The organism is Vibrio sp. S/42/10 (assembly GCF_029890535.1).
GTDB lineage: Bacteria > Pseudomonadota > Gammaproteobacteria > Enterobacterales > Vibrionaceae > Vibrio > Vibrio cyclitrophicus.
This window is the reverse complement of sequence record NZ_JAKMZC010000001.1, coordinates 300,878-327,487: the sequence shown is the minus strand read 5'-3', so window position 1 is coordinate 327,487 and position 26,610 is coordinate 300,878. Positions and strand designations below refer to the sequence as shown.

The 26,610-nt window shown below is 44.0% G+C and carries 22 protein-coding genes and 1 pseudogene; 13 read left to right on the top strand and 10 right to left on the bottom strand.

The genetic code is table 11. The features are described from left to right. Nucleotides 1-4: 4 nt before the first annotated feature. The 4 genes from cyoB to cyoE are packed head-to-tail and all read left to right on the top strand — an operon-like array spanning nt 5 to nt 3,882. Complete coding sequence (gene cyoB / locus L8S15_RS01465; protein ID WP_280571927.1) at nt 5-2,083, top strand: cytochrome o ubiquinol oxidase subunit I; 2,079 nt, start codon at nt 5-7, stop codon at nt 2,081-2,083. Next, nucleotides 2,073-2,690, top strand: coding sequence for a cytochrome o ubiquinol oxidase subunit III (gene cyoC / locus L8S15_RS01460; protein ID WP_010439790.1), 618 nt, complete (start codon nt 2,073-2,075; stop codon nt 2,688-2,690). Before cyoB ends, cyoC begins: the two co-directional genes overlap by 11 nt. Next, the gene (gene cyoD / locus L8S15_RS01455; RefSeq protein ID WP_004736302.1) at nt 2,690-3,001 is read left to right on the top strand and encodes a cytochrome o ubiquinol oxidase subunit IV; all 312 of its coding nucleotides are present in this window, start codon (nt 2,690-2,692) and stop codon (nt 2,999-3,001) included. The genes cyoC and cyoD overlap by 1 nt, the downstream gene beginning before the upstream one ends. After that, complete coding sequence (gene cyoE, locus L8S15_RS01450) at nt 2,962-3,882, top strand: heme o synthase (protein WP_102363751.1); 921 nt, start codon at nt 2,962-2,964, stop codon at nt 3,880-3,882. The genes cyoD and cyoE overlap by 40 nt, the downstream gene beginning before the upstream one ends. Before the next feature lie 77 nt (nt 3,883-3,959). Here cyoE and L8S15_RS01445 read toward each other — a convergent pair whose 3' ends face one another. The 4 genes from L8S15_RS01445 to L8S15_RS01430 form a co-directional block, all read right to left on the bottom strand. Beyond that, nucleotides 3,960-4,448: a hypothetical protein gene (locus L8S15_RS01445; RefSeq protein WP_016798082.1), complete on the bottom strand. Its 489-nt coding sequence runs from the start codon at nt 4,446-4,448 to the stop codon at nt 3,960-3,962. Between the two features lie 221 nt (nt 4,449-4,669). Further along, the gene (locus tag L8S15_RS01440; protein WP_280571926.1) at nt 4,670-6,646 is read right to left on the bottom strand and encodes an alkyl sulfatase dimerization domain-containing protein; all 1,977 of its coding nucleotides are present in this window, start codon (nt 6,644-6,646) and stop codon (nt 4,670-4,672) included. A gap of 304 nt (nt 6,647-6,950) precedes the next feature. After that, a complete protein-coding gene (locus tag L8S15_RS01435; protein ID WP_010439830.1) occupies nt 6,951-7,940 on the bottom strand; it encodes a biotin/lipoyl-binding protein in 990 nt (329 codons plus the stop codon). Beyond that, nucleotides 7,940-8,554, bottom strand: a complete 615-nt coding sequence (locus L8S15_RS01430; RefSeq protein ID WP_010439832.1) for a magnesium transporter — start codon at nt 8,552-8,554, stop codon at nt 7,940-7,942. Before L8S15_RS01430 ends, L8S15_RS01435 begins: the two co-directional genes overlap by 1 nt. Nucleotides 8,555-9,682: 1,128 nt before the next feature. On the opposite strand from L8S15_RS01430, the gene L8S15_RS01425 reads away from it, so the two are divergent. From L8S15_RS01425 to L8S15_RS01410, 4 genes and pseudogenes are all read left to right on the top strand, one after another. Beyond that, a complete protein-coding gene (locus L8S15_RS01425) occupies nt 9,683-10,618 on the top strand; it encodes a LysR family transcriptional regulator (RefSeq protein WP_010439834.1) in 936 nt (311 codons plus the stop codon). Between the two features lie 247 nt (nt 10,619-10,865). Further along, a pseudogene (gene gloA / locus L8S15_RS01420) lies at nt 10,866-11,244 on the top strand (lactoylglutathione lyase). Nucleotides 11,245-11,258: 14 nt separating this feature from the next. Further along, the gene (locus tag L8S15_RS01415; protein WP_010439838.1) at nt 11,259-12,356 is read left to right on the top strand and encodes an alkene reductase; all 1,098 of its coding nucleotides are present in this window, start codon (nt 11,259-11,261) and stop codon (nt 12,354-12,356) included. A gap of 110 nt (nt 12,357-12,466) precedes the next feature. Further along, nucleotides 12,467-13,333, top strand: coding sequence for a DMT family transporter (locus L8S15_RS01410; protein WP_016788961.1), 867 nt, complete (start codon nt 12,467-12,469; stop codon nt 13,331-13,333). Between the two features lie 250 nt (nt 13,334-13,583). Here the strand turns inward: L8S15_RS01410 and L8S15_RS01405 are convergent, their stop codons facing one another. After that, nucleotides 13,584-14,078, bottom strand: coding sequence for a peptidylprolyl isomerase (locus tag L8S15_RS01405; protein ID WP_010439843.1), 495 nt, complete (start codon nt 14,076-14,078; stop codon nt 13,584-13,586). Between the two features lie 123 nt (nt 14,079-14,201). Next, on the bottom strand, nt 14,202-14,810 hold the full coding sequence (locus tag L8S15_RS01400) for a TetR/AcrR family transcriptional regulator (protein ID WP_016768545.1): 609 nt from the start codon (nt 14,808-14,810) through the stop codon (nt 14,202-14,204). A gap of 239 nt (nt 14,811-15,049) precedes the next feature. Here L8S15_RS01400 and L8S15_RS01395 point away from each other — a divergent pair, with 239 nt between their 5' ends. Continuing rightward, on the top strand, nt 15,050-16,006 hold the full coding sequence (locus L8S15_RS01395) for a glycosyl transferase family protein (protein WP_022570806.1): 957 nt from the start codon (nt 15,050-15,052) through the stop codon (nt 16,004-16,006). 124 nt (nt 16,007-16,130) lie between these two features. Here L8S15_RS01395 and L8S15_RS01390 read toward each other — a convergent pair whose 3' ends face one another. Beyond that, complete coding sequence (locus tag L8S15_RS01390) at nt 16,131-16,427, bottom strand: hypothetical protein (RefSeq protein WP_010439849.1); 297 nt, start codon at nt 16,425-16,427, stop codon at nt 16,131-16,133. A gap of 166 nt (nt 16,428-16,593) precedes the next feature. After that, nucleotides 16,594-16,827 carry a hypothetical protein gene (locus L8S15_RS01385; RefSeq protein ID WP_280571924.1) on the bottom strand — a complete coding sequence of 78 codons (234 nt, stop codon included), beginning with the start codon at nt 16,825-16,827 and terminating at the stop codon, nt 16,594-16,596. Between the two features lie 302 nt (nt 16,828-17,129). On the opposite strand from L8S15_RS01385, the gene L8S15_RS01380 reads away from it, so the two are divergent. The 4 genes from L8S15_RS01380 (at nt 17,130) to udp (ending at nt 22,789) form a co-directional block, all read left to right on the top strand. Next, entirely contained in the window at nt 17,130-17,546 is a 417-nt protein-coding gene (locus L8S15_RS01380) for a CBS domain-containing protein (protein ID WP_010439854.1), read from the top strand. A 198-nt stretch (nt 17,547-17,744) separates the two neighbouring features. Continuing rightward, nucleotides 17,745-19,208: an MATE family efflux transporter gene (locus L8S15_RS01375; RefSeq protein ID WP_010439856.1), complete on the top strand. Its 1,464-nt coding sequence runs from the start codon at nt 17,745-17,747 to the stop codon at nt 19,206-19,208. 169 nt (nt 19,209-19,377) lie between these two features. Continuing rightward, complete coding sequence (locus L8S15_RS01370; protein WP_016792950.1) at nt 19,378-21,729, top strand: zinc/cadmium/mercury/lead-transporting ATPase; 2,352 nt, start codon at nt 19,378-19,380, stop codon at nt 21,727-21,729. 301 nt (nt 21,730-22,030) lie between these two features. Continuing rightward, nucleotides 22,031-22,789 (top strand): uridine phosphorylase, encoded by a 759-nt coding sequence (gene udp / locus L8S15_RS01365; protein ID WP_004736272.1) that lies wholly within the window; start codon nt 22,031-22,033, stop codon nt 22,787-22,789. Between the two features lie 239 nt (nt 22,790-23,028). Here the strand turns inward: udp and L8S15_RS01360 are convergent, their stop codons facing one another. Next, nucleotides 23,029-24,195 (bottom strand): DUF1887 family protein, encoded by a 1,167-nt coding sequence (locus L8S15_RS01360; RefSeq protein WP_010439869.1) that lies wholly within the window; start codon nt 24,193-24,195, stop codon nt 23,029-23,031. Between the two features lie 196 nt (nt 24,196-24,391). Then, a complete protein-coding gene (locus L8S15_RS01355) occupies nt 24,392-26,383 on the bottom strand; it encodes a methyl-accepting chemotaxis protein (protein ID WP_016784651.1) in 1,992 nt (663 codons plus the stop codon). Nucleotides 26,384-26,610: the final 227 nt, after the last annotated feature.

The following is a 26,610-nucleotide window of genomic DNA, read 5'->3' as shown; positions in this document are numbered from 1 at the left end:
CGTCATGTTTGGAAGATTAACTCTAGACTCAATTCCCTACCACGAACCCATTATTTTGTTCACGTTAACCATGATCGCTTTAGTGGGTGGTTTAGTGGTGTATGCGGTAACAAAAGCCGGTAAGTGGCAATACCTTTGGAATGAATGGTTTACTTCTGTAGACCACAAAAAATTGGGCTTCATGTACATTGCGGTCGCGATGGTGATGTTAGTCCGTGGCTTTGCCGATGCGGTCATGATGCGTAGTCAGCAATTGCTATCCGCAGCGGGTGAGACAGGCTATTTACCGCCACATCACTATGACCAGATCTTCACGGCTCACGGCGTGATCATGATTTTCTTCGTCGCGATGCCTTTGGTTATCGGTTTGATGAACATCATTGTGCCACTGCAAATTGGTGCTCGTGATGTTGCGTTCCCTTACCTCAATAACCTGAGCTTCTGGCTGTTTGTAGTGGGTATCATCCTAACCAACATGTCACTGGGCTTAGGTGAATTTGGCCGTACGGGTTGGTTGGCGTATCCGCCGTTGTCTGGCATTGAGGCAAGTCCGGGAGTCGGGGTCGATTATTGGATATGGGCGTTGCAAATATCCGGTGTGGGTACCACATTAACGGGTGTGAACTTCTTCGCGACTATTTTGCGCATGCGCACTCCGTCTATGCCAATGATGAAGATGCCAGTATTCACTTGGGCATCTCTGTGTGCCAACATCCTGATCATCATCTCTTTCCCAATCCTAACGGTAACCATCGCGTTACTGACGTTGGATAGATACATCGGTACGCACTTTTTCACCAATGACCTTGGTGGCAACGTGATGATGTATGTGAACTTGATTTGGGCATGGGGACACCCTGAGGTGTACATCCTAATCTTGCCTATCTTCGGTGTGTTCTCTGAAGTTACAGCAATCTTCTCTCGCAAAAAATTGTTTGGTTATACCTCACTGGTATGGGCGACGGTGGCTATCACTATTTTAGCGTTTGTGGTTTGGCTGCATCACTTCTTCACCATGGGGTCTGGCGCCAATGTGAATGCCTTCTTCGGCATCGCAACCATGATTATCTCTATTCCAACCGGGGTTAAGATCTTCAACTGGTTATTCACCATGTACAAAGGACGTATCCGCTTCACCACACCAATGATGTGGACGGTCGGTTTCCTTATCACCTTCACCGTTGGTGGTATGACGGGCGTATTGATGGCGGTTCCGGGCGCAGATTTCATTCTGCATAACTCGGTATTCCTGATTGCGCATTTCCACAACGTGATCATCGGTGGCGTAGTGTTCGGTTGTTTCGCTGCGATTGGTTACTGGTTCCCGAAAGCGACCGGTTTCACTCTGAACGAGCTTTGGGGAAAACGCGCATTCTACTGCTGGATCATCGGTTTCTTGATGGCGTTCTTGCCGCTTTACGCTCTTGGTTTTATGGGCATGACGCGTCGTTTGAGCCAAGACATTAACCCTGAGTTCTTCCCACTACTGGCGGTTGCGGCTGCAGGTACGGGCGTGATTGCGATGGGTGTGGTGTGTCAGTTCGTTCAGATTTACGTGAGTGTTCGTGACCGAGACCAAAACCGAGATCTAACCGGTGACCCATGGGGCGGACGTACCTTCGAATGGGCAACATCGTCACCACCACCGTTCTACAACTTTGCAAAACTGCCTAAGGGCGATGAGATCGATTCGTTCTGGTATCAAAAGCAAAGTGGTGAGTTTGATCCAACTCAGGAAGAAGAATACGAACGTATTCACATGCCGAAGAACACACCGACAGGCATTTATGTGTCTGCATGGGCGTTGGCATTTGGCTTCGCAATGATCTGGTACATCTGGTGGCTAGCGGCTGCAAGCTTAGTGGGCATAGTGGTGACGTGTATTCAACACAGCTACAACGACGATGTGGATTACTACGTGGAAGTTGAAGAGATCAAAGCGATTGAAGCGGCTCGACGTGCACAGCTTGAAGAAGCGAAGAAACAGTCAGAGAAAGGCGGCAAGAACGCTGATCTAGACAATGACGCTGACAGTGATAATAACGACAATAAAGATGACTTGGAGACGACGTATGCAAGCTAATACTCCGTCACACACTTATGATCTTGCACATTCGCATGATCATCACCACGAAGCTGCGGGCAATAAGTTGTTTGGCTTCTGGGTTTACTTGATGAGTGACTGTGTCCTGTTTGCCACGCTTTTCGCGACTTATGCCGTGCTTGAGAGTGGATCAATTGCAGGGCCGACAGGTAAAGACATCTTTGAACTGCCGTTCGTGTTTGTCGAAACCATGATGCTGCTGTTCAGTAGTATCACATTCGGTTTTGGCATGATTGCGATGAAGCGCAAAGACGTGACCGGACTGAAGCGCTGGATCAAAGTGACTTTCGTATTGGGCTTAGCCTTTATCTGTATGGAAGTGTATGAGTTCCATCATTTGATTGCAGAAGGTTATGGCCCTCAAGAAAGTGCATTCCTTTCTGCATTCTTTACCTTGGTTGGCACACACGGTTTGCACGTAACGTTTGGCCTGATTTGGATGGCGGTGGCGTACCACCAACTTTCAACCAAAGGCTTGAACGATAACATGTCGATGCGCTTCCAGTGCTTGAGCTTGTTCTGGCACTTCCTTGATATCGTTTGGATTTGTGTATTTACCATCGTGTACTTAATGGGGGTGATGTAATGGAACAGCATCTAGACAGTGGTGCAACGGATTATGTGAAAGGCTTTATTGCGTCACTGATTCTCACCATTATTCCGTTCTACATCGTGTGGGCGCATGTGTTACCAAGCACAGAAACGTACGTGATCTTGTTCGGCTGCGCGTTGGTGCAAATTTTTGTGCACTTTAAGTACTTCTTACATATGGAAGCGAAATCTTCCGATGGACGTTGGAACTTGGTGTCACTGATGTTTACCGCCATTGTTGTATTGATTCTTATCGCTGGCTCGGTATGGATCATCTACAACATGAACGTCAACATGAAGTTGTAGGCAAGGGTATGCTGAAAAGATATCTGTCTATCACCAAACCGGGCATCATTTTCGGCAACCTGATTTCTGTTGCGGCGGGGTTCTTCCTCGCCGCAAAAACAGAACCAGCCAATGCGATGTTATTACTGACAACATTAGCGGGTGTGGGACTTGTGATTGCATCAGGTTGTGTTGTGAACAACATCTTTGATCGAGACATCGACCAGAAGATGAAGCGCACACAAAATCGAGAATTGGTTCAGGGCAACATCAATACAGACGTCGCGTTCGTTTATGCCTTGGTTTTACTACTCTCAGGCACAGCGCTTCTGTTCCAGTTCGCTAATCCGATCTCTGCGGTCATGGTGTTGCTTGGCTATGTGTTTTACGTCTTTTTCTACACCATGTGGTACAAGCGTACATCGGTTTACGGCACTTTAGTCGGCAGTATTTCGGGAGCCGTTCCGCCATTGGTGGGTTACTTGGCGGTGACGAATTACATCAGCCTTGAAGCGGTTTTGTTGTTCGCGATGTTCTGTTTATGGCAAATGCCACACTCGTACGCGATCGCGATGTTCCGCCTTCAAGATTATCGAGATGCAGGCATTCCCGTGTTACCGGTGAAAGAGGGCGTCGACAAAGCGCATCAACACATGAAAGCCTATGTAGTGGCGTTTGGTGCAGTATCATTGGCGCTGTTCCTACTCGGGGAAGCAGGTTATGAATACCTTGCGGTGTCGGCGGCGGTTTGCTTTATGTGGACCAAAGTGACATTTCGCAAAGTCGATTGCCTTAACTACATCCAGTGGTCAAAGACGGTGTTTAAGGTGTCCCTGCTGGTGGTCATGAGCATCAGTGGTGTGCTGGGGCTGGAGTTGATTCCGTTGCCTACGCTTTTTTGATTTAAGTTTGTCGTTGAACCCTCAATGTTCTGAAGTCCGAGGGTTTGACGACTTTTTATCTGTCCCGCTTTAAGCTATTACCCTTCAAAAATATCACTAAGCCAATCTTCAAGCTGCTCTCGTTTATCTTGTGGGCCGTTGATGATCACTAAGCCGTTTAGTGTCGCGTGATCCCAAGAGATGGTGCCAGTTGCTAACGCATCGAACACATCGAGTTCCGTAATCAGTAATAGATCTTCCTCGGTAGGCAAAGTATCTCTGCCTGAGACATCGACCCCCTTCTCAAATTTCACTTGGCTGTAATGACCTTTGATTGCTTCGAACAAGTTGAACTCAATTTTGCTTGGGTGGGGTTTCGCAAGCGCAGCCTTGATGGCAAAGAGTCGAAAGTGATCTGGCTTATTGAGGTTGTTGAATTCATCGTCTTGTCTGGCTGTAATGACGTTGCCAAATACCTCGAGTGAACCGGGCTCTGTCACTAAACTAAACCCTGTCTCTTGGTGAAGACCGCAGGCAAACGTAAGTGAAGAGGTGAGTGAAAGAATCAGAGCAAATCGTTTTAACATAATGGTTATCGAGACCTATAACAGGGTTAAGAATCTGACGGTAGAAGCCGAACCTGACGATAAAAAAAGGGACCACAAAGGGTCCCTGTATTTGTTTGTCGTCCATGTGAAGCGGTCAGCGTATTGGTTGATAGTGTGTTAGTGATTGTTTACTAACACACTATCATCGAAGAGCTATCATCGAAGAGCTATCGCCGAAGAGCGACCGTTCGAACTCGCTATTAGCGAACGATGAGCATGATCTCTTCTGGAGTCATTGGCTTATCGAAGTAGCTCATGAATTGACCGAAGCCCTTGATGTCGCCATTCGAGAACTTGAATGCACCAGACTGTAGGTTGGTACCAATCACTTGTTGAGCGTTTGGACCCGCAATCAAGATTTGGTTCAATACTGCACGAGTGGTGTTGATTTGAACGTCTGCGCCTTTCACTGCCTCTTCGTGTAACTGAGCAATGCCGTTACGAATTTCGATAGTGAATGCTTCGTTAGTATCAGAGAAGTTGTACGTTAGCATCATGTTTACGTCTAACGAGTTTTCTGCGATTAGCGTCGACGTCATCATATCGAAGATTTGCTTACTTGGTAGGGCAGTTAGAACGTCTACAGAAGCAAAACTGATCATGTTAGAGAAGTCACGATTACCTTCTAGTTCAGCTGCAGCATTCAACGCCCAGTTACGCCAGTTGATGTTCACTTGATCGGCAGACCATGCTTTGTAAGCTTGTGCCTTTAGTAAGCGCGCTTCCATGTCATCTTTGTTTACCGTGATAGGGTAAGAAAGAATCTCCGCTGCAAAAGTGTAGTTCTCTGCTTTCATCGCTGCTTTTGCTGTGTCGATGATGTTATCACGGCCGCCCATGATTTCTACGAAAGCTTTAGCACGCTGCTCATAAGCCATTGGCTCTAGTTGCCACGGATCGGCTTCGAAGAAACCGTTGTAGCCTACGTAAATTTGGCGAACAGCGTGTGCAACAGTACCATAATGCTCACCCAACCAAGGGTGTTCAGCTAGGTGTTTAGGCAGTTTAACTACTTCAACTAGCTCGTCAGGTGTTAAGCCTTTGTTCATGTGGCGAATGGTTTGGTCATGCGTGTATTGAATCGCATCGCGATAAGCGGTTAGTACATCTGCTACTGCTTCTTTACCTTCAACAGGGCGACCATGAGAGTTGATCATGACCTCTGTATCGAATTGACGCATTACGTCGATGCCTTTGAACCACATGCTCGGATCGCGGAACTTAGTACCACGAATGGTGTGTAGGTTCGGGAAGTTTTCACCTTGTAAAACCTCTGCGGCGTGCAGAATTTTCTGTTCAGGCAGATAAACCACGACTTCATCTTTAGTTTCAGACGGTACGTTTACGATTTGCATACGTACGCCAGAGATAGTGATGTCTAGCGTACCATTAGCTTCAATAAGTGTGTTTGGTTCAATGAAAGAGATATCGCCTTGCATGAAACGCGGACCGAGGCCATCGTTTACAGTGCCGTGTTCACCTTCTTCAACGTGTTTTGCTCCGGTGTAAGAGGTGCGATGGCCAAATAGCGTACCTAGGTTTGAAGACCAGTTTGCCACTGCTTCAGTTAGGCCCTCTTGAGCAATGATCTTAACTTCACCAGAAGCTACTTTCTCATCAGTTGTCCATGCACGAACACCAGAGATGTGGTCAATGTGGTTATGAGAGTAAATAATTGCAGTGACTGGTTTATCGGTAATCTGGCGGAACTGCGCTTTTGCTGCTTCTGCCATTTGAACAGATTCGCCAGGATCGACAATGATGATACCGTCATCGCCTTCAATCATGACTGGAGTATCTAGGCCAAAACCGTAAGCAAAGTAAACATTGTCATCGACTTGTATAACCGCTTGGTCCATTTTACGACTGTGTTTTGTTAGCGTTGGGTGCACGTGTTCAGACTCTTCTGTGTACGCCAATGTTTCACCGGTTTTAGAAAGAACCTTAATACGATCGCCTTTACCCCAAAATAGGTTTGATTCATGTTCGAACAAAACATCGTTTTTGTAGCGTGCGTTTAGATCAATATTTTGGTATTGAGCCGCTGAACTTGTTTGCAGTTCTTGACCTACTTTTGACGTTGCTTCTACCACTGGGGTCGCTGATGTAAAACCAGACACCAATAAAGCGCTCGCAATAGCAACAGGAAGTGCCATTTTTTTGAATGTATTAGTCATGAAGTGACCTTATATTTGGATACAGGAATTGGATTTCTTGGTTTGAATGATAGAGGTGAGAGCGGGGGCTATCTACGAGGTAATGATATTTTAAATTATCGTTTTTACGATGATTGGTTCTTTGAATGATTACATAAACGATTTATTTTGATTTGAATCAATTAGGGCTATGGGTTCATCTCAGATACAAAAATGCCCCGAAAATCGGGGCATTGGGTATTCTATGAATGAAAAGAAATCACACCTGATTTTGAAGCTCATGCGAGCGTTCAGCAGGTGATGATACCATCCAGTGCCAGCGTGTTTACCAAGCGCCTAAGTAAGACTTGTATGATTGTAGGCGAACGGTTGCTGCGCCAATAACATCAATGAAGCCCCAGAAAGGATGTGGTTTTTCTGCTGAAATCCAAGCCGCGCCAGTTGAACCAATAGGGATGTTGTAACCTTCTGGTTCGATGATCTCAAGTACGATAGTACGACCTAAACCATTACCGTTTCTGACCACGTGTTGACCGACGCTTTGTGGCCCCTGAAGTGGAGAAATACTCGACTCTCCCGTACCTGCGTTGAAACTGTGTACTTTTGCTCTGAACACGTGCCCTGGGTATGCATCAACGAAGAACTCTGCAAAATCGCCTACTTGAACATATCCGTAAGTTTGGTCTGAAATACGCATCTCAAGGAACTTTTTGCTGGTGTTGTAAAGGTGCATGTTCCCCATTACAGACCCCTCAGCAATATTCACTATCGATACCTGACCGTCAAATTCAGCTCTAATCGTTTTCTTCTCTTGCGCCCAATTTACTTTTTGTAGATCGGCTTTTAACGACACAAGTTGAGCGTGCAGCACTCGAAGGTCTGAGTCGTACTTTTCTACGTCACGCAGATTGAAAATTTCAGGTGAAGTTTCAGCGCGCTCTAAGTCGCGAGTCATTTGCTTAATCTGTTCTTCTTTCTGAACAATTGAAGATTCGATCTTTGCTTTGTCTGCGGCAGAATCTATGTCGACAAGGGTGTAGATTATATCGCCTTCTTTAACCATTTGGTTGTGCTTAACAAGCACTTTGTCGATCTGCTGACCAAAGATAGGTGACATTACCGCGTGTGGTGCTTTCACAGTGGTTGAGTTTGTTAGATCAACAGGGGCCCACAAGCGAGAAATTACCGCTAACACTGCTAGAATTACCACGCCACCAATGGCAGCCCATGTATAGTTTTTGATGCTCTTTTTAAGTGCACCTGTCGCAAATAGTGACCATACGATTAGGATGTATGGGATCATCATCTCTTTCATTATGCGACCTCTTTTTCTGTAGGGGATGGTTTTGTTGGAGTCTTTTCATCGGCAGACTTTTTTTCTGAAGATTGTTCTACTGGAGACTGTTTTGTTTGAGACGGTTTTTCGGATGATACGCGGACTACAGCAGTTTCTGTATTGGTAGTGTCTTGTTTAGGCTGTACGCCACGGCGAATAACATCACTCAGTGATTGACCAATATGCTTCCAGTTCGCCAACGCGATAACTAATGCAATAACCCAGAATGTTTTGCTAATGAATAGACCACAAAGTGACAGTGCAAACACGATTTGTACGTGAGCACTTTTGTGTTCTTTCGCTTTATGCACGCCCAATTCATGTATTTGCCACATGCCATAAATGACAGCTAAGACGACCGCTATCGTGACCGAGAATAGGTAACCAGAGAAGTATTCTGTCTGGAAGAAGTTCATCATCATTTCGTTGGGATGATTATTGAATTGAGACATGTCGATGTCTTTAGAGTGGATTGTGCCTAACGGAGCAAGAGCCCATGCACCAGCTAACATCACTGCCATAAACAGGCAGAACTTAATCAAGACCAAAGCAATGGCCCAGACTTTCTGGAAAACGATTTTAATAAAATTCATATCTCAACCTACACAAATAAGGAGAGAGAATTTGTAGCCTAGAAGTCTAACTTTTGATGACATCTTGAAAAATAGGTGCTTATTATCTTGAATATGGGTGCGCATAATAAACAAGAGTATTAGATGGCCTTTAAAGTGAGACTACTTAGTCTAGACAACGGATTCTCGGTATCAAGAAGCGAATGCTTCCCTATAAATCAACACTTGTTGTCAGCCAGCAGACCGAAACTGAATGGCTAATGAGCAATTATCTTATTACGTGTAGTTCCTCAGCTATCGAGGGGGTCTTCCATGATCATTGACGCATTGCAGTTAGATATTTGTCAGCGTTCTGTTTTGGCTAAGAATTGATTTGTTGGCAGGATAATAGGAAGAGTTTTGAACAGTATCCACCCAGAATTACGATTTGATAATATCGTAATTACGATAAGTTACTTTAATTTCAAATCGGTTAGTTGATTTATTTGCTAGCGCTCAAATTCGGCTTGAAAACATCGTTGCTTAAGTTGGCTTGGATCAATGAAATGATTAATAAAAGCATCAATAAGTAATTGAGTGAAATTTATTTTTTTCATGATTATTTACAATAAGAGAGAAATGAAAATCAGTGACGAATGAGGCATCACTATGAGGTGTTAAAAATACATGCTTTCAATAATGAGTAAACGCGACTTTCAATCGTTGAATTCGAAGCATTGTAGCTAATAATAATCAAATGTATACCAAATCCAATCAGAACACAGTGTCACATTTAATGAGACAATATCATGTTTTTTTCAACGTATTGAAACTAGAATCTAAACCAATCAGTTGCCATTTGAGTTTAAGATACTTGGTGAACGGTAGATTAAGTAAAAGTTAGTGAGTTGGCTCTTGCGGTACTCACTTATAAATAAGTAAGCTCAGGAAGAAGGAGTGCTGCTGTCCTTATTGGGTTTGAAAGCATCACGCTGCTCGTCATCATCTCGCTAGGAATAGCAAGTTAATGTTTTTGCTGCTAAACCTATTGAGATACTTATTACGTGGGATGTTAGTGTCTCAATTTACCGCTCTAATGACGGATTCCTATTTCATTCTATCGTTTTTACGATAGCATGGTGTTTATGGTCGCCTAATGAGTAATTATATATGAGCAACGACATTCCAAACTTTAATTTACTTGCGGTGTTTTCTGCTGTAATGGAGCAAGGCAGTTTAAGTAAGGCCGCTGATCAACTCAGTACTAATCAGTCGACCATCAGTACCGCACTAATACGCCTAAAAAAAGAGATTGGCCAAGAGCTTTTTGTCCGTAAAGGACGAGGTGTGGTTCCTACATCGTATGCACAAAGCTTGTATGAACAGATCAAAACGCCAATTAATGAATTGAACGGTGTATTTCAATCTATGGCGAGCTTTGATGAGCAAGCCTCTGAACGTAAGTTTGTTATCTCTTCACCAGAGCATCTTCAATGGGTTTTACTCAATAGCTTTGCCGCGCTTCCTAACCAAAATTTGTCGCTTGAAGTGTTTGACCAACCAGACAATGATGATCGTATTTATGAAGATCTTCTGACCCAAGAATTCGATGCTATGATTGAAATCTTGGTTCCTGAGCATCCAAGTATAGCCAGTGAAGTCCTTTATCAAGGTGACTTTGCTATTGTGTGTCGTGAGGGTCACCCTCGAATTCAAGGTGAGATCAGCGAGGCTCAGTTTATGACTGAAAAGCATGCGGTATTAGACCGAACTCGCCGTAAAGTTCGTAGCTTGAGCCATTACACTTCTTTGGATTTATCTAAGCGCAAAATAGCGTTTCACGGACGATCACTGTTTAGTAATATCCTCTTATGTAGCCAGTCGGATTATATAACGGTTGTCCCACTTTCTATGGCTCTCCAGTTTCAAGAGAGGCTTGGTCTGCAGTTGTTTAAGCCTCCGTTTGTTTATGAGCAGATGTCTCATTACTTAATTTGGCTTAAGAAGCAGAATAACGATCCCGCACATAAATGGTTTAGAGAGCAAGTCATCCGCACATCTGATGCGATGTCGAAAACGCTTAAAGATAGACGCTTGAGGTTCTAAGTGCGTATCTGACAGAAAGTATCAATTCAAGGGGGAGCGCTAGCTTCCCCTTTTAATTTCATCGATCCACGCCTGTGCCACTTAATAACAAATAATTATCAAAATAAGAATATTTAATAATTTCACTGATTTTGAAGACTTCAGTAGTATGAATAACAACAGAGATAGGTAGCCTTTATGGCAAACCTAAACGAACATTTATTCGCTTCGTATTACGAGGCTTAGGTTCAAGTACGAAGGGCGAAATATGAAATTCCTACACACAATGATTCGAGTTGCTGATCTAGATAAGTCTATTGAGTTCTACACCAAAGTATTGGGGGATGAAAGAACTAGAACGCCATGACAATACCGAATACCGTTACACATTGGTTTTTGTTGGCTATCAGCAAGGCGGTACGACTATCGAATTGACGCACAACTGGGATACTAATGAATATGAAATGGGTAACGCTTTTGGCCATTTAGCATTGGGTGTGGAAGATATTTACGCGGCATGCGACAAGATCAAATCGCTGGGTGGCAACGTGACTCGCGAAGCGGGCCCAGTGAAAGGCGGTTCAACGCGCATCGCTTTTATCACTGACCCAGATGGCTACCAAATCGAACTGATTCAACTAGGTTAATCGAGGAAATGACAATGACAAACGCACTATTTCAACCCATTCAACTGGGTAACATCGAACTAAAAAACCGTATTGTTATGCCTCCGATGACTCGTTCTCGTGCAACGCAACCTGGTAATTCAGCAAACGAAATGATGGCGGCTTACTATGCTCAACGCGCCTCTGCAGGTTTGATTGTGGCAGAAGGTACACAAATTTCACCTATGGGCCAAGGTTACGCTTGGACACCGGGTATCTACTCTGACGAGCAGATCGTTGGTTGGAAAAAAGTAACCGATGCAGTACATGAAAAAGGCGGTGTTATCTTCGCACAACTTTGGCATGTTGGCCGTGTTACGCACCCAGACAACATTGGCGGTGAGCAACCCATTTCATCTTCTGCACTAAAAGCAGAAAATGTAAAAGTATTTATCGATAACGGTACAGATGAACCGGGCTTTGTTGATGTGGTTGAACCTCGTGAGATGACGAAAGAAGACATCAAAGAAGTGGTTGAACAGTATCGCCAAGCTGCACTTAATGCGATCGAAGCTGGCTTTGATGGCATTGAACTTCACGCGGCAAATGGCTACCTGATTAACCAATTTATTGATTCTGAAGCAAACAACCGTACCGATGAATACGGTGGTTCAATTGAAAACCGCCTACGTTTCTTAGGTGAGGTGGTTGAAGCTATGGTTGAAGCGATTGGTGCTGACCGTGTTGGTGTTCGTCTTGCTCCTTTTACTTCGCTAAATGGTACGGTTGACGCGACGCCAGTTGAAACTTACACAGCGGCAGCTGCGTACTTAAACCTATACAAGATCGTTTACCTGCACATCGCAGAAGTAGACTGGGACGATGCGCCTGAAACGCCAAAAGCATTTAAGGCCGCCGTTCGTGCAGCTTATGACGGTGTACTGATCTATGCTGGTAAGTACGACAGTGAGCGCGGAGCAAAAGCGGTCGCGGAAGGCGTAACCGATATGGTTGGTTTTGGTCGTCCATTTGTTGCTAACCCTGATTTACCCGCTCGTATTCAAAATGGTCATCCGCTTGCTCTGCACGATCCAAATACCTTGTTTGGCGGTGCTGAAAAAGGCTTAACCGATTACCCAGAATACGCAGGTTAAAAACAGCTGTCTGAAGCAGAGTATTGAGATAGTATCTTGATCCTGTTGAATGTTTATAAAAAGCAACCTTGCAGAGTCGGGTTGCTTTTTTGTTATTGGATCGAATAAAAATGATGAACGTAAAAGCGATGCGCGGCGAGCTTTACCTGTTATGTGCAACTTTACTGGCTGGAGTTGGGTGGATTGCATCTAAGCTGGTGGTATTGGAAATGCCTGGGCCTGTGTTCATTGGTGTGCGATTCTTTGTCGCAAGCTTGATTTTATTACCGTTCTGTATCCATCATATCCGTAAGCTTTCTTTTAAGCAGATTCTCTCTCTCTGTGGTGTTGGATTGTTATTGTCTGCTTCATTGCAAGTGTGGGTGTTTGCGGTGTCGGTGACTGAAAGTTTATCTGAAGGGGCGTTTATCATGAGTTTGGCCATGATCATTGCCCCGTTTGTTTCTTGGATAATATTTCGTGTTAAGCCTAATCGCGCCTTCTGGATGTCATTCCCAATTGCAATTATTGGTATGTTATTACTGACTTTAACGAACGGTTGGCACGTTGAACAAAGCCAGATCTACTTCCTATTGGCTTCAATGTTACTCTCTTTCCATTTTGTGATGAATAAGCGTGTTATCACTAACATCAAGCCAATTGCTTCGATTTGCGTACAGCTTTTTGTGGTGGGTATCAGTGGAATGGCGTTTGCGTCGATGACGGCTCAGCCGGAGTTTGAAATAACCAAAACGCTCATCTTCTGGTTTATTGTCTCTGCGGTTGTCGCAACATCGATCCGTTACTTATTGCAAACGGTGGGTCAACATTCAGTGAATATGGAAGTGGCAGCGCTGATTATGATTCTTGAGCCAGTTTGGACGTTGTTGTTGAGTGTGAGTATGTTGGAAGAAACAGTGGAGATGCAAAAATTAGTCGGAGGGGCAGTGATCATTGCCTCGCTTTTCTGTTATATCAAATGGTCGAGAAGAAAATAAAAGCCCTCGCAGCTGAAGCAAGGGCTTTGTTTCTGCTTTTTTTATCGTAACTAATATAGATGCAATTAGCATCAACAACGTTTTTCTATTTAGGTAAAATGTCCACTGACTACCATTTACTTGGAGTGGTATTCTAATAATAATTTGACAATTATATCTTGGTTGCCCATTTCAGTTTCTTCGCCAAACATCATGGTTACGTAAATTCGTTTGGACAAAAATTATTTTAGTCGCCAGCTGAGAGTGTGATTTAACCGTTTATAGTGACCTTGGTGATCACAATATCTTCGCAAGGTACATCTTCGTGTCCCCAGCGGGTGGTCGTTGGCGCTGCAGCAATTTTGTTTACGATATCCATACCTGCCGATACTTTACCAAACACCGCGTAGCCCCAACCAGCATTGGTTGTTGAGGTATGATCTAAGAAGTCATTGTCATCAAGGTTGATAAAGAATTGCGCTGTCGCTGAATGCGGTGCGTCAGTACGAGCCATTGCTACCGAACCAATCACATTTTTCAATCCGCGATTAGCTTCGTTGACAATCGGTGCTCGTGTTGGTTTTTCTGTCATGTCGAGCGTGTGTCCGCCACCTTGGATCATGAAACCGTCGATAACACGGTGAAATGTAGTGCCTTCATAAAAGCCATCCTGGCAATACTTAAGGAAGTTTTTCGACGTTACTGGCGCTTTTTCAAGGTTCAGTTCAATCTCGATATCGCCAAAGTTGGTGGTGAAAGTAATCATAGTGCTACCTAAAGTTGAAGTTTTACTGAGTCGTAATGACGAAAGTGGGTTGAAGTATAGGGAAAATAAAAATGGATACCAGTGATGGTTTCGTTGTGGTTGAATTCCAGATAATCGCCAAAATCACGCCTGATACTGTTTGAGGAACATCTCAACACTTGAATTAACAATTACTTGCTTTTGCTGCTCGTCTGGTGATGGTGCATGACCTATGATTTGTGGCCAAAAGGCAAACGACTTAAGCAGAGCAATGAACTGAGTGGATGCAAACAATGGATCTAATTCAATCAAACGACCGTCGGCCAAAGCCGCTTTTATCCAGAGCGTTAGGCCACTTTCCGCTTGCGAGTATTTTTCCATGGCTTGATGTGCAAGCTCTGCATTGTGAAAGTACTCAGAAAACAACACACGAGACAAGTCGATAAAGCCCTCTGACTCAAGGAGCTCAAGTTCTTGATTGGCGATAGCTTCTAGTTGATCGATTAGTGGTAGATTGGTCTGATATGGGAAATGGGTCGCCGAGAGTGTTTTAGCCCAAATGCTGTTGAGTATTTCGTCCAATAACATCTCTTTACTGGCAAAGTGATTGTAAACAGTGCGCTTAGACACTTCTGCACGGTTTGATATTTTGTCCATGCTTGTCGATTTATAGCCGTGCTCGGTAAATTCAGCGATAGCAGCAGCAACGATCGATTCACGTTTCTTTTGGCTCAGTGTTTTTTTTACAGTCATTCGGCACTACTCAATAGGTCACGTTTAGCTTTGTATTTATCAATTTTACACCAATAAGTTTACTTTTAAAGTGCTGGTCAGTTGCCGGTTTGTTACTCCAGTAAGACATGGCTACCCCGGTTTGGATCAATTGCACTGTTGTTGATAGTGGTTGAATCGCTTTGCAATGAGCTATGGGTGTCATAGAATCGGAGACGTATTAAATTTTATTGATATCTACGGAAGAGAATTAATAGTCAATGAGTAGTATTTTAGAGTGTATTCGTACTGTTGGACGAGGGGAAAGAGGGCGCAAGCCTTTGTCGTTCGAACAAGCTTATCGCATCATGGATGAGTATTTAAGCGGTGAGGTCGGAGACGATCAAATGGCTATGCTACTGATGTTAATTCGTGTGCAGAATGAAACTAATGAAGAAATTGCAGGCTTTGTAAAAGCGTTTCAATCTCGAGTGCCGGATTTGGGCGCAGATATTGATTGGCCGTGTTATGCCGGAAAACGCAATGATACGGCGAGTGGTAAACCGTGGAACTTGCTTGCAGCAAAAATATTAGCAGACGACGGCTACAAAGTGTTGATGCATGGCTATATGGATAAGCCAAGTGGTCGCACGCACGCAGAGACTCATTTAGATCTTGTGGGTGTTCGCCGCGCTGTAGACCCTCAAGATGCGAAACAGATCCTTGAAGAAGACGGTATTGCCTATTTACCTTTGGCGAATTTTGCTCCAGAAGCTCAGACTATGATTGGCTGGAAGCATCGTTACGGTTTACGTACCCCGATTAATACTGTGGTTCGAGCATTAAACCCTGGTGGTGGACGCTTGGGCTTACGTGGTAGTTTCCACCCAGGTTTCCCACAATTGCATGCGGAAGTTGAGCATGTCATTGGTAACAAGTCCCACTCAGTGATTTCATTTAAAGGTATGAATGGTGAGTCGGAATACAACCCGAAAGTGAGCCAAACCGTGTGGATGAGTTCTCCTGAAAAAGTAGAGTCATTCTACTGGGAAGGAACCATGAACCCGGCACTTCCTCTTCCTAAGGAGTGTGTATTAGGCACGCCGGAAGATGAGATGGAGTTGATGGCGAATAGTGTCGTTGACAGCATGACGGCGATTTTATTTGCAGAAACGCACGACAAGGCTGAAGCTTATGCAAAGGCTCTGCGTTTATGGGAAGCGTATTGTGCTCGCTAGCCGATAGTGAAGAGCATGAAATGAGAGAAGGTCAGCGATTGCTGGCCTTTTTTCTCCCTGAACTTTATTAATGTTCGTTTCGACTGATGGTAAAATGATATAGATTGAGTAAATAATATAAAGGCTACTTCACTCGCATCAGTCGATGCATTTTATCTTCAAATTGGATCTCGATAATTTGTGAGACTTTCATTTTTTCGACACGTTCTAACATTGCCGCTGTATATGCTTTCTTCTTCATCCACTCTAACGGTTCTTTAAAACCATCTTCATTAATTACAAACGATTGATCGGTAATTGAGTCTTCAAAGATGTGCACAACCCAGATACGCGATTGGAAATCCAATAGCTCGCTAAAGTAGCTTTTTAGCTCAGATAAATGGCCAGATAGGTAGGTTTGAGGTGAACGTAGCGAAATCATAGTTGACCGTATTTAGGCAATAAAAGCGATATGAGGTTTGTTCATCTAGGTCTATCGCTTATTGGAGACAATAGGCAAGCATTATTAGTGCGATTACCTACTCGAAAGGTTGTCACAAAATACGGTATTTGTGTGTCGTTAACAATGTTTGCGAGTGATAAGTTAGCTATTTCATGAATAAGCCGAAATCGATCTCTTGTTCTCTATGATATTTAACAAGCTTGACTTTCAGGTTGTGCTTGGCAGCCAGATTAATCGCTAGAGTCGACATGCGTTTGATTTCGTTCACACAGCTTGATATCAGAGGTTTCGCTTCGTTATCAACAATGGCGACGAGAGTGTTCTCTGTCCCGTCACTACCTGAATAAATGTACGCGTACATGTTGTTGTCGTGTTGCATAAGTTACCTGAATCTGACTCTTCATTTTTTGTATGGTGAAGATTACAGGGTTTATTTGCCCAAGCTAGCGCGGCTAAGTAAGCCTAAGAAAGGAAAAGTAAGGCTTTGTAAGAGCTCTATTTTTTATTTTTTTGACGGTGGGAAAATGCTCACAAGCCTTTTGTGACCTTGTTTTTTCGTCTTAGTAGGTTTTACCTATCAATAAAATTGTTGAAATCCATTTAGTAAAATCAAGATTTTAGACAACAATTAACTTAACAAGATAGAAAAAGACATAACGAAAAGTATTTAGGGAGAGCACAATGCATTCAATAAAAGTGAAAGATTACATGACGCCGCAGGTTGTGACATTCACTCCTGATATGCCGTTAAGTCTAGCGTTAGACAGAGTAATGCGTAGCCACCACATGGGCGGTCCAGTAATTGATGAGAATGAGCAAGTTATTGGCTTCCTTTCTGAACAAGATTTATTAGAGAAATTAGTTAAGGTGAGCTATTTCTGCCAAGACACACACATTGTCGGTGATTGTATGTACCAAGAGGTACTCTCGGTATCGCCAGACCTATCCATTATTGAATTGGCGGATATGATGCAAGTCGGGAAGCCAAAAGCTTACCCGGTACTCGATAACAAAAAGCTAGTAGGTATTATCACCAGAACCGATGTTTTAAGAGCAATTGGTAAGAACTTGGATGAATGCTTCAAACATCAGGTATAGTAGCGTGTTGAGAACGATTATTCTTCTTAATATCCTATAATTAGAAAAGGCGCTTTGGCGCCTTTTTCTTTGTCGAACGTTTTGCATGAAGCTTGTCTTTATAAGGTTTTAGTTTGTAGGAGCTCTCTTAGTCGATCGTTTAAAAGATCTAAAGTTTGTCGAGCTTTAGCTTGTGATATTTCAGTTTTTGGAGGTTTCATGTCAAATCAAACTGCAAAGTTTGTAGAAGGTTCAACGATGCGCCATATATTGGTGATGTCGGGAGCAGGCTCTGTAGGTTTGATGGCCTTATTTGTCGTCGATTTACTTGATATGCTGTTCATTAGTATGTTGGGACAAGTTGAACTAGCAGCTGCGGTGGGTTTTGCTGGGACATTGACGTTCTTTTCGACTTCTGTCTCGATAGGAACCTCCATTGCGATGGGCGCTCTGGTTTCAAAAGCAATTGGTTCCAAAGATAAGGAGCAAGCTCGAAACCTCAGTACCAGTATCATGTTAACCGCGTTTGTTATTAGCTCGACAATTACCGTGGTGATGTTTACTTATATTCCTGAATTACTGGCCGCGATTGGTGCGAAAGGGGTAGCGGCCGAACGTGCCCAAGCTTATCTACAAATTCTATTACCCAGTGGCCCATTTCTAGCGCTGGCAATGGCGGCAGGTGCAGGTTTAAGAGCAGCAGGTGATGCAAAGCGTTCAATGTGGGCAACGTTATCAGGCGGTATCGTTAATGCGATATTGGATCCACTCTTTATCTTTGGTTTTGGTTGGAACATTGAAGGGGCGGCTATCGCTTCTGTTTTTGCTCGCTTTTCGGTGTTGTTTTTCTCGCTTTATCCTTTAATACGTAGCCATCAACTTGTTGCTCCTCCTTCTTTGTTGCAATGGCGTATTAACCTTCGTCCTATTCTTGCTATTGCCATTCCCGCTATTATCACCAATACGGCAACGCCGATTGGCAATGCGATAGTGACCACAGGTATCGCCCAATATGGCGAGGATTTCGTTGCTGGCTTTGCTGTTATTGGTCGGTTGACGCCGGTGTGTTTCGCTGTGATCTTCGCGTTATCTGGTGCTGTGGGGCCAATCATTGGTCAGAACTTTGGCGCTGAGCGTATGGATAGAGTTAAAGAAACCTTGAACAATTCTCTGCTGGTTACCACGGCTTACACCATCGCAGTCTGTATTTTGCTGTATTTCTTACAAGATCTCGTGATTCAAGGCTTTAGCCTCCAAGGTGATGCTGCCATAATTGTTGCGGCTTTTTGTACTTATGTTGCTTTGACTTTTACTTTTAACGGTGCGTTATTTGTCGCAAATACGTCTTTTAATAACCTCGGGAAACCTTTGTATTCTACGGCTCTCAACCTGGGTAAAGCGACTTTGGGCACTTTGCCGTTCGTATACTTGGGTTCGCAGTGGTATGGCGCGTTGGGTGTGTTGTATGGACAAGCTTTAGGTAATGTCTTGTTTGGACTGTTGGGGATTTTGGTGCTTCGTTATCATATCGCTGAGTTGATGCAAGGCTCTGAAGTTGATCATGGCGAAGAAGACGTATCTATCGTGAGTTTGAATACGCAGCCTTTTTGTTCTCATGATGCCGTTCTGATTGATGATGTGTCTGCGAATAGAGAAGAGTGCGTAGAACTTAAGCAACGCTGATAATCCTGTCGTATTCGAATAAGGTTTTTCGAAAAAATTGAATTGCCTGATAACTTCTTCTTGACCTTGGAGTTAGCTCCAAGGTTTATAATTCTAAAGAACTTAAGGTTTTGTTACCGTCATTGGTTAGCTAAAACCTCAAGGCTTTTGAGTATTAAGGAGATAGATTATGTGCGCAAAACATGCAGCGTGCCGCTCAACAAAAGTGGACGTTCAATCGCAAGCGACTGGGGCGACCTGTTCTAGTCCGAAAATTACCAGCATTACAGCCGCAAGCTCTTCATCAACATGCTGTAGTTCTGCGACGGCTTCTGCCCTAGCAGATGGTTGTTGTGGTTCAGACAGTGGAGAAGAAGACCGGCTGCCCTTAACTGAACCTCTTAACGCCCAATTTTCAAAAAGTTGGCTAGTCTCGGGAATGGACTGTCCAGCTTGTGCTCGAAAAATAGAAAAAGCGGTCAGTAACATCAAAGGTGTTATTGAAGCTAAAGTGCTATTCGCTACCGAAAAACTGGTGGTTAAATTCGACGATGAAAGTCTTGCTGATACCATTGAACAGGTCTCTATCAAAACGGGTTTCCCTCTTACGGAAGTCGGTTCTAAGAAAGAAAAACAACAACCTGAGACTTTTTGGCAAGCCCATATCCAACCTAATTTACAGATTATAGCGATTGCGGCTGCAATGTTGTTCGCTGCACTTCTGAAAAGTACTTCTCCTCAACTAAGTGAAGGTTTGTTTACCGTAACTTGCTTACTCGGGTTATATCCGGTGGCTAAAAAAGCCGTTCAATTGGCACGTTCCGGAACACCTTTTGCGATTGAGACCCTAATGAGTGTCGCAGCTCTGGGCGCTTTGTACCTTGGTGAAACCGCGGAAGCGGCGATGGTTCTCTTGTTGTTTTTGATTGGTGAGCGCTTGGAAGCTTTCGCTTCATCGCGAGCAAGAAGTGGTGTTCAAGCCCTTATGGCATTGGTGCCAGAGAATGCGACCAAGATTATTAACGGTGAACGTGTTGAAGTGGCGGTGAGCGATCTTGTTCCTGGCGATGTGATTGAAGTAGCAGCTGGCTCTCGTTTGCCTGCCGATGGTCAACTGATTACCGACGCGGCGAGTTTTGATGAAAGTGCGTTAACCGGTGAGTCTGTTCCTGTTGAACATATCGAAGGTAACAGCATCATGGCGGGCGCCGTGGTTGTCGATAAAGTTGTGCGCATTACGATAACGTCTAAACAGGGTGAAAATGCGATTGACCGAATCCTCCATCTTATTGAAGAGGCGGAATCCCGTAAAGCACCTCTAGAACGCTTCCTCGATAAATTCAGCCGTTGGTACACACCGTTAATGATGTTGGTTGCATTGTTAGTGATTATTACGCCACCGTTGTTGTTTTCCCAACCTTGGGAAACATGGGTATATCGTGGTTTGGCCTTACTATTGATTGCGTGTCCTTGTGCTTTGGTTATCTCAACGCCAGCAGCGATTACCTCTGGTTTAGCAGCAGCAGCAAAGCGTGGTGCTTTAATCAAAGGTGGCGCTGCGCTAGAACAGCTTGGAAAAATCCAAACCATTGCATTCGACAAGACGGGTACTTTGACGGAAGGTAAGCCTCAGGTTACGGATATTCAGGCTCTATCAGGTTGGCAGCAAGATGCAATGCTACGTGTAGTTGGTGCTATTGAAGTTGGCTCTACGCATCCATTGGCGCAATCGCTAGTGGCGAAAGTAAAAGAACTGAATGTTGAGATCCCAGAATCGCATAATAAGAAAGCATTGATCGGCAGTGGCGTCGAAGGTGATGTCGATGGAATTAAGTATCAGGTTTTATCGCCTTCTAAGGTGACGTTTGATCTTGGTGCTGATGTTGTTTCTCAGATTGAAACATTAGAGGGCGAGGGTAAGACGGTTGTGGTTGCTCTAGAGCTTAAGCATCAAGCAGAATCAACAGGTCAAGTGGCGACAGTGATTGGATTGATAGCGTGGCAAGATACCTTACGTAGTGATGCTAAGCTGGCGATCGAACGACTTAACGACTTGGGTATTCAATCTATCATGCTTACTGGTGATAACCCGCGCAGTGCAGCAGCGATCAGCAGCAAGATTGGTATGCAATATAAGGCAAGTCTACTTCCAAGCGATAAAGTGACTTACGTTGAAGAGTTATCTCAACAGTCGCATGTCGCAATGGTTGGAGATGGTATCAATGATGCACCAGCGATGAAAACCGCTAACGTAGGTATTGCAATGGGTGGTGGTACGGATGTGGCGTTGGAAACGGCTGACTCTGCACTGACTCACAATCGCTTAACGGAACTCCCTGCGATGATTGAACTGTCGCAAGCGACCATGAATAATATCCGTCAAAACGTAGCACTTGCACTCGGTTTGAAAGGTGTTTTCTTGGTGACGAGTTTACTCGGTATTACCGGTTTGTGGGTTGCGGTGTTAGCCGATAGTGGTGCGACGGCACTGGTGACATTGAATGCTTTGCGTCTTCTTCGATTCAAATCTAAAGCAGATTAGGTTCAGCTCCCAGACATAGCTCGCTCTACAAATAACAAGCAGCTACTATAGAAAGCGTCTTTAGCGGTAATACGTTAAAGGCGCTTTTTGTCTCATTAGTATGCAACATAGGCGTATGGATTGCTTATTTTTGTGATGCCAATCGGTTTTTCGTGAAACTTGAAATCTTGTTGCGATCATTGGTGTGACCTATGTCACTTCATTTTGTTATAGGCTTGGTTAGAGTGTGTGTGTACCCCACGAATTTACTATGAGCTTAAATAAGGGTTAACAAAGCCCAATAAGCCAAAAGGAGCGAACTATGTCTCAAGCTGTTTTCCATTTAGGTGTTACTGAAGCAGATCTTAACGGTGCTACTCTTGCGATCATTCCTGGTGATCCTGCTCGTGTGCAAAAAATTGCCGAAGAGATGGAGAATCCTGTATTTCTTGCTAGTCACCGTGAATACACGCTTTACCGCGCAGAGCTAGACGGCAAGCCAGTTGTTGTATGTTCAACAGGTATCGGTGGTCCATCTACTTCTATCGCAGTTGAAGAGCTTGCTCAACTTGGTGTTCGCACTTTCCTTCGTGTTGGTACTACTGGTGCTATCCAGCCACATGTAAACGTGGGTGACATGATCGTTTCTACAGGTTCTGTTCGTTTAGACGGTGCTAGCCTGCACTTTGCGCCAATGGAGTTCCCAGCAGTTGCTGACTTCGAAGTTGCAACAGCAATGAAAGCGGCAGTTGATGAATCAGGTGCAACAGTTCACATGGGCGTAACGGCTTCAAGTGATACGTTCTACCCAGGTCAAGAGCGTTACGACACGTTCTCTGGTCGCGTTGTTAAGCGTTTCCAAGGCTCTATGCAAGAATGGCAAGACATGGGCGTTCTAAACTTCGAAATGGAATCTGCAACGCTTCTAACTATGTGTGCAAGTTCTGGTCTTAAAGCGGGTTGTGTTGCTGGTGTAATCATCAACCGTACTCAAAAAGAGACGCCTGATCACGAAACACTAAAAGTAACAGAAGCTCGTTCAATCAAAGTGGTTGTAGAAGCTGCTCGTAAAATGCTTTAAGTTGTAAAAATACTTTTAGTCTTAAAGTGCTTTAAGTCTGTTTCCAAGATTTAAAAATGGCCGCATCGAATGATGCGGCCATTTTTTATGAGGCAAAGAAATTAAAGGCATAGATAGTTGAAAGATGAAAATAGAGCAAAACAGACGAATAGCTGGAGAAAAAAAGGCGAGTGACTCAATAGTCATTCGCCTTTTTAGATTTACTTAAGAGCGTTCAGCTCTCAAGAGTCTATTTATTTTTAGCACTCTAAATCTTCATCACCACCGGCGGCGGTAAACCATGCCGCTAGGTGTGTTTTAAGATCTTTTAATTCGTCAGGGCCAATCAATGCAAGGCCAAGATCTTCTGCTCGTGTGATGTCGTTATGACGAAGAGGTCGGAAACTCACTAACATTGCACGTGCTTGTAGGCCACCCAGAAGGTCTCTAAGCGATTCCAGTTTGTACAAGGTATCGTCGCCATCATCACGCATACCTTTGGTCTTACACTCGATGATGTGCAGCTTATTGTTCACTACAGAAGCAACATCAAGCTCGTTACGCACCTCGCGTTCACCTAATTGGCGGTATACCTGAACATTTAAAGAGCGATCTTGAATGGTTGGCATGTCATCTTGGATTTGCTTAACGGTACTGTGAACCAAAGTCTCTAGCCATTCGCCATTAGAGAAGCGTCGTGCATCTTCATTGGCGAACGTCAAAATACCATTATCATAAGTGGCAATTTTAGCTTCCACCAAATCACTTAACAGCATGTTTAGCTCGCGATAACCTTGTTGCTTCTCAGACAACCCCACATCAAGCCTCTGTTCTTTACGGCAAGTCGTTGCAAGGTAGTTCAATGTAGCGAGGCCAGGGCCGAGTTCTAGTGCATTACTTGCCCAGCGTTCGCCCAGTTCATAAAGCTTCTGATCAAGTTGAGGAGACAGCTGTACATCGCTGAATTCACCACGAGCACCGAACACCGTTAGGTAGTCGTCGATGGTAATACGGTCTTGTACTTGTGCGTCTTCTTTGCCATTCGGATAAAGCCAGCACAGCTTGTCACTGTTTGGTTCAACAACAAAGATTGGCCAGTGGTAAGTACGAAATACTTCGTAGACAGAAAGTAGGCGGTGACGAAGACCACAACTTGCGTTGAGTTTCACTTCTTCTCCACGAGCTTTGAGGTCTTCAGCAAGGTTTTGGATAGACTCTTTAATTGCGGATGTATTTACGAGGGTAGGAATTTCGAAAAACTCACTGGTAATGTCGCGTTTTTGTAAAACGCTTTCTAAACGTTTGTACATACTGACTTGATTCTTGTCTCCGATAAACACGATGTGAGTACTGATCGTTCGGTTATCAAGTAGTGGGGTGAGCAAGCGAATGGGGTCTTGATCGATAATGCCAACATGAACAGCCATATAAATTCCTTATTAGCGGCTCGCTCATAAAGGTGAAAGATAAACGGAAAACAGCAAGCCTTAATAATCATATAATGACAAAGCTCATAAAAAACAAGGGCAACCCTTGATAAAAGTTGCCCTTGTTCAATTAGTTATCACTATTGAGTTAGATATCCCAACATTTTAGGTTCATATCTATAGATTCTTTGGTTACCTATAGTTTGAACTGATGAACTAAATCGCCTTGCTGATTCGCAAGTACTGTTAGGTTTTGGCTGGCTTCTGCAATCGACGACATTGCTTGGTAACTTGCATCAGCGATATGGTTGATGTCTTCGATGTTACGTGCGATATCGCCAGATGTTTCACTTTGCTCAGCGGCTGCTTGAGATATGTGTGTACTCATGTGGCTAATCTCTAGAATCAATGCTTGGATCTCTTCCATCGCACTGTTGGCACTTGAAGCTTGTTCAACCGACATGTCCATATCACTCATGCAGCTTTCAATCACATTGCTTGCTGTTTTCGAGCTTGATTGCAGATTGCTGATCATCGTCTCGATTTCCGAGGTCGATTGTGTGGTCTTTTGCGCCAGCACTCGAACTTCATCGGCAACGACTGCAAAGCCTCGACCTTGTTCGCCGGCGCGTGCTGCTTCAATCGCTGCATTCAATGCAAGTAGATTGGTTTGTTCAGCAATGCCGCGGATGACATCAAGAATCGATCCAATTTGGCTACTCATTTGTTGAAGTTCGCCCACCGCGCTGACCGATTCAGTAAGACGTGATTCAAGTTGATTGATAGTGCTGATATTGGTGTTCATGATCTGGCGACCAGACTCAGAAGCCGATTCCACTTGTTGAACCATAGTCAATGAACTTTGCGCGCTGTTCGCTACCTCTTGTACCGAGTGAGACATTTCTGTCATTGCCGTCGCGACTGTCGCTGTTTGCTCGCGCTGGCTGTTCAATTGAGCCTGAGTCTCTGATGAGGTTTTTTGGTTCACGCTTGCCGTTTTAGTTAGGTCATCTGAAGCATCATTCAACTTAACTAAGATATTGTGAAGGTTGTCGGCTAGGGTGTTTATGTGGCCACTTACACGACTGAACTCGTTGTTATAACGGATATCGATGCGTTGCGTCATATCACCTTCAGTTAAGCCTTCAAGTGTTTTCAGAATGCGTGTTAATGGCTCTCTTACACTGTTGGCAATATGGTATCCAATCGCTGCAGCAAACAGCGTCACCACAACGCCGATTGCGATGGCATTGAACAAGCCCTTGTCGTAAATGCTGCTTGCGTCTGCCAATGAAGAGTTAAGTTGTTCTTCTGCGGTTACATTGAATGAATCAAGTACGGCCATGGCTTGGTCTACTTCAACGGCTAAGTTGGCAATGTTGACGTATAACGCTTGTTTCGCCTGTAAGTAGTTGTTGTGCTTGTCTAAGACACCGCCTTTTTGACCGACGTCTTTTGTGAATTTTTGAACTGACTCATCGAAGACATTTTTAAGTGCAGGTAATTGCGTTGATAGCCCGCGATAAGCGTAGTTAAGGTGAGTAACGGCCTTTTTGTTTTGGTTAACGGCTTTTTGCACAAATGCCACATCAGAACTAGCTAGCGCATCTGAAGTAATCACCTCAGCGTCTTGCAGTTTAATGAAGTAGCTTTTCGCCATTACTTTTACAGAAATGCTTTTTTGGTCAGCAACGTACTCTTTCATACCTACAGTCAATTCGGAGTGTAGACGTTGAAAATCACGTGATGCTTTTTGTACTTGTTCTTGTGCTTCGAACATTGCCACGTAGTTGTTCATCGCTTCATCGGCTTCGGCGAAGTAACGCTGTTCCATCGCTCTTAACTGGGCAATACGTTCAACAAGTGTAGTGTTGTTTTGACTCGCGGTTTCCAAGCTTCCAAGCACTTCAGAAAAAGAGTTTTGTGATGAGGCAAACTCTGTACGCATTGCAGACATACGCTCAGCGTTTTGTGTGGTTAGGAAGTCCTTGAATGACTTATCAGCAGAAAGTAGTTGAACACTTGTTTGATTTGAAAGCGCAACAAGTGGTAGTGAGGTTTCTGAGACACTCTCAAAATTGCTATGTATCTGATTCATGCTGTTCATCATGATGGTTATCGTGACTGCGAACATGATGATGATCAGTGCGAAACCAGCGTACATACGCTTGATCACAGATCCCTTCATGGCTTTCTCCCTAAATAAAATGCAGACCTAATGTCAGGTCAAAGTAAAACTAACAAAATTATCAGCATTCTATTGAGCTCGACTTACGCATTTTATGACGCACACGTCAAAAATAACCCTTACTTATAACCAACATGCCATTCTTGAGAGGTAAGGCTCGTTTTCTTTGATTTGAACGGTGTTTTTTATTATGCTTTAAAGAGGATTTATTGTGGTTTGTTGCGGCA

Bases quoted from the DNA above. Each gene is read 5' to 3' on its own strand.
- cyoB (WP_280571927.1), top strand. From the start codon at position 5: ATGTTTGGAAGATTAACTCTAGACTCAATTCCCTACCACGAACCCATT.
- cyoC (WP_010439790.1), top strand. From the start codon at position 2,073: ATGCAAGCTAATACTCCGTCACACACTTATGATCTTGCACATTCGCAT.
- cyoD (WP_004736302.1), top strand. From the start codon at position 2,690: ATGGAACAGCATCTAGACAGTGGTGCAACGGATTATGTGAAAGGCTTT.
- cyoE (WP_102363751.1), top strand. From the start codon at position 2,962: ATGGATCATCTACAACATGAACGTCAACATGAAGTTGTAGGCAAGGGT.
- L8S15_RS01445 (WP_016798082.1), bottom strand. From the start codon at position 4,448: ATGTTAAAACGATTTGCTCTGATTCTTTCACTCACCTCTTCACTTACG.
- L8S15_RS01440 (WP_280571926.1), bottom strand. From the start codon at position 6,646: ATGACTAATACATTCAAAAAAATGGCACTTCCTGTTGCTATTGCGAGC.
- L8S15_RS01435 (WP_010439830.1), bottom strand. From the start codon at position 7,940: ATGAAAGAGATGATGATCCCATACATCCTAATCGTATGGTCACTATTT.
- L8S15_RS01430 (WP_010439832.1), bottom strand. From the start codon at position 8,554: ATGAATTTTATTAAAATCGTTTTCCAGAAAGTCTGGGCCATTGCTTTG.
- L8S15_RS01425 (WP_010439834.1), top strand. From the start codon at position 9,683: ATGAGCAACGACATTCCAAACTTTAATTTACTTGCGGTGTTTTCTGCT.
- L8S15_RS01415 (WP_010439838.1), top strand. From the start codon at position 11,259: ATGACAAACGCACTATTTCAACCCATTCAACTGGGTAACATCGAACTA.
- L8S15_RS01410 (WP_016788961.1), top strand. From the start codon at position 12,467: ATGATGAACGTAAAAGCGATGCGCGGCGAGCTTTACCTGTTATGTGCA.
- L8S15_RS01405 (WP_010439843.1), bottom strand. From the start codon at position 14,078: ATGATTACTTTCACCACCAACTTTGGCGATATCGAGATTGAACTGAAC.
- L8S15_RS01400 (WP_016768545.1), bottom strand. From the start codon at position 14,810: ATGACTGTAAAAAAAACACTGAGCCAAAAGAAACGTGAATCGATCGTT.
- L8S15_RS01395 (WP_022570806.1), top strand. From the start codon at position 15,050: ATGAGTAGTATTTTAGAGTGTATTCGTACTGTTGGACGAGGGGAAAGA.
- L8S15_RS01390 (WP_010439849.1), bottom strand. From the start codon at position 16,427: ATGATTTCGCTACGTTCACCTCAAACCTACCTATCTGGCCATTTATCT.
- L8S15_RS01385 (WP_280571924.1), bottom strand. From the start codon at position 16,827: ATGCAACACGACAACAACATGTACGCGTACATTTATTCAGGTAGTGAC.
- L8S15_RS01380 (WP_010439854.1), top strand. From the start codon at position 17,130: ATGCATTCAATAAAAGTGAAAGATTACATGACGCCGCAGGTTGTGACA.
- L8S15_RS01375 (WP_010439856.1), top strand. From the start codon at position 17,745: ATGTCAAATCAAACTGCAAAGTTTGTAGAAGGTTCAACGATGCGCCAT.
- L8S15_RS01370 (WP_016792950.1), top strand. From the start codon at position 19,378: ATGTGCGCAAAACATGCAGCGTGCCGCTCAACAAAAGTGGACGTTCAA.
- udp (WP_004736272.1), top strand. From the start codon at position 22,031: ATGTCTCAAGCTGTTTTCCATTTAGGTGTTACTGAAGCAGATCTTAAC.
- L8S15_RS01360 (WP_010439869.1), bottom strand. From the start codon at position 24,195: ATGGCTGTTCATGTTGGCATTATCGATCAAGACCCCATTCGCTTGCTC.
- L8S15_RS01355 (WP_016784651.1), bottom strand. From the start codon at position 26,383: ATGAAGGGATCTGTGATCAAGCGTATGTACGCTGGTTTCGCACTGATC.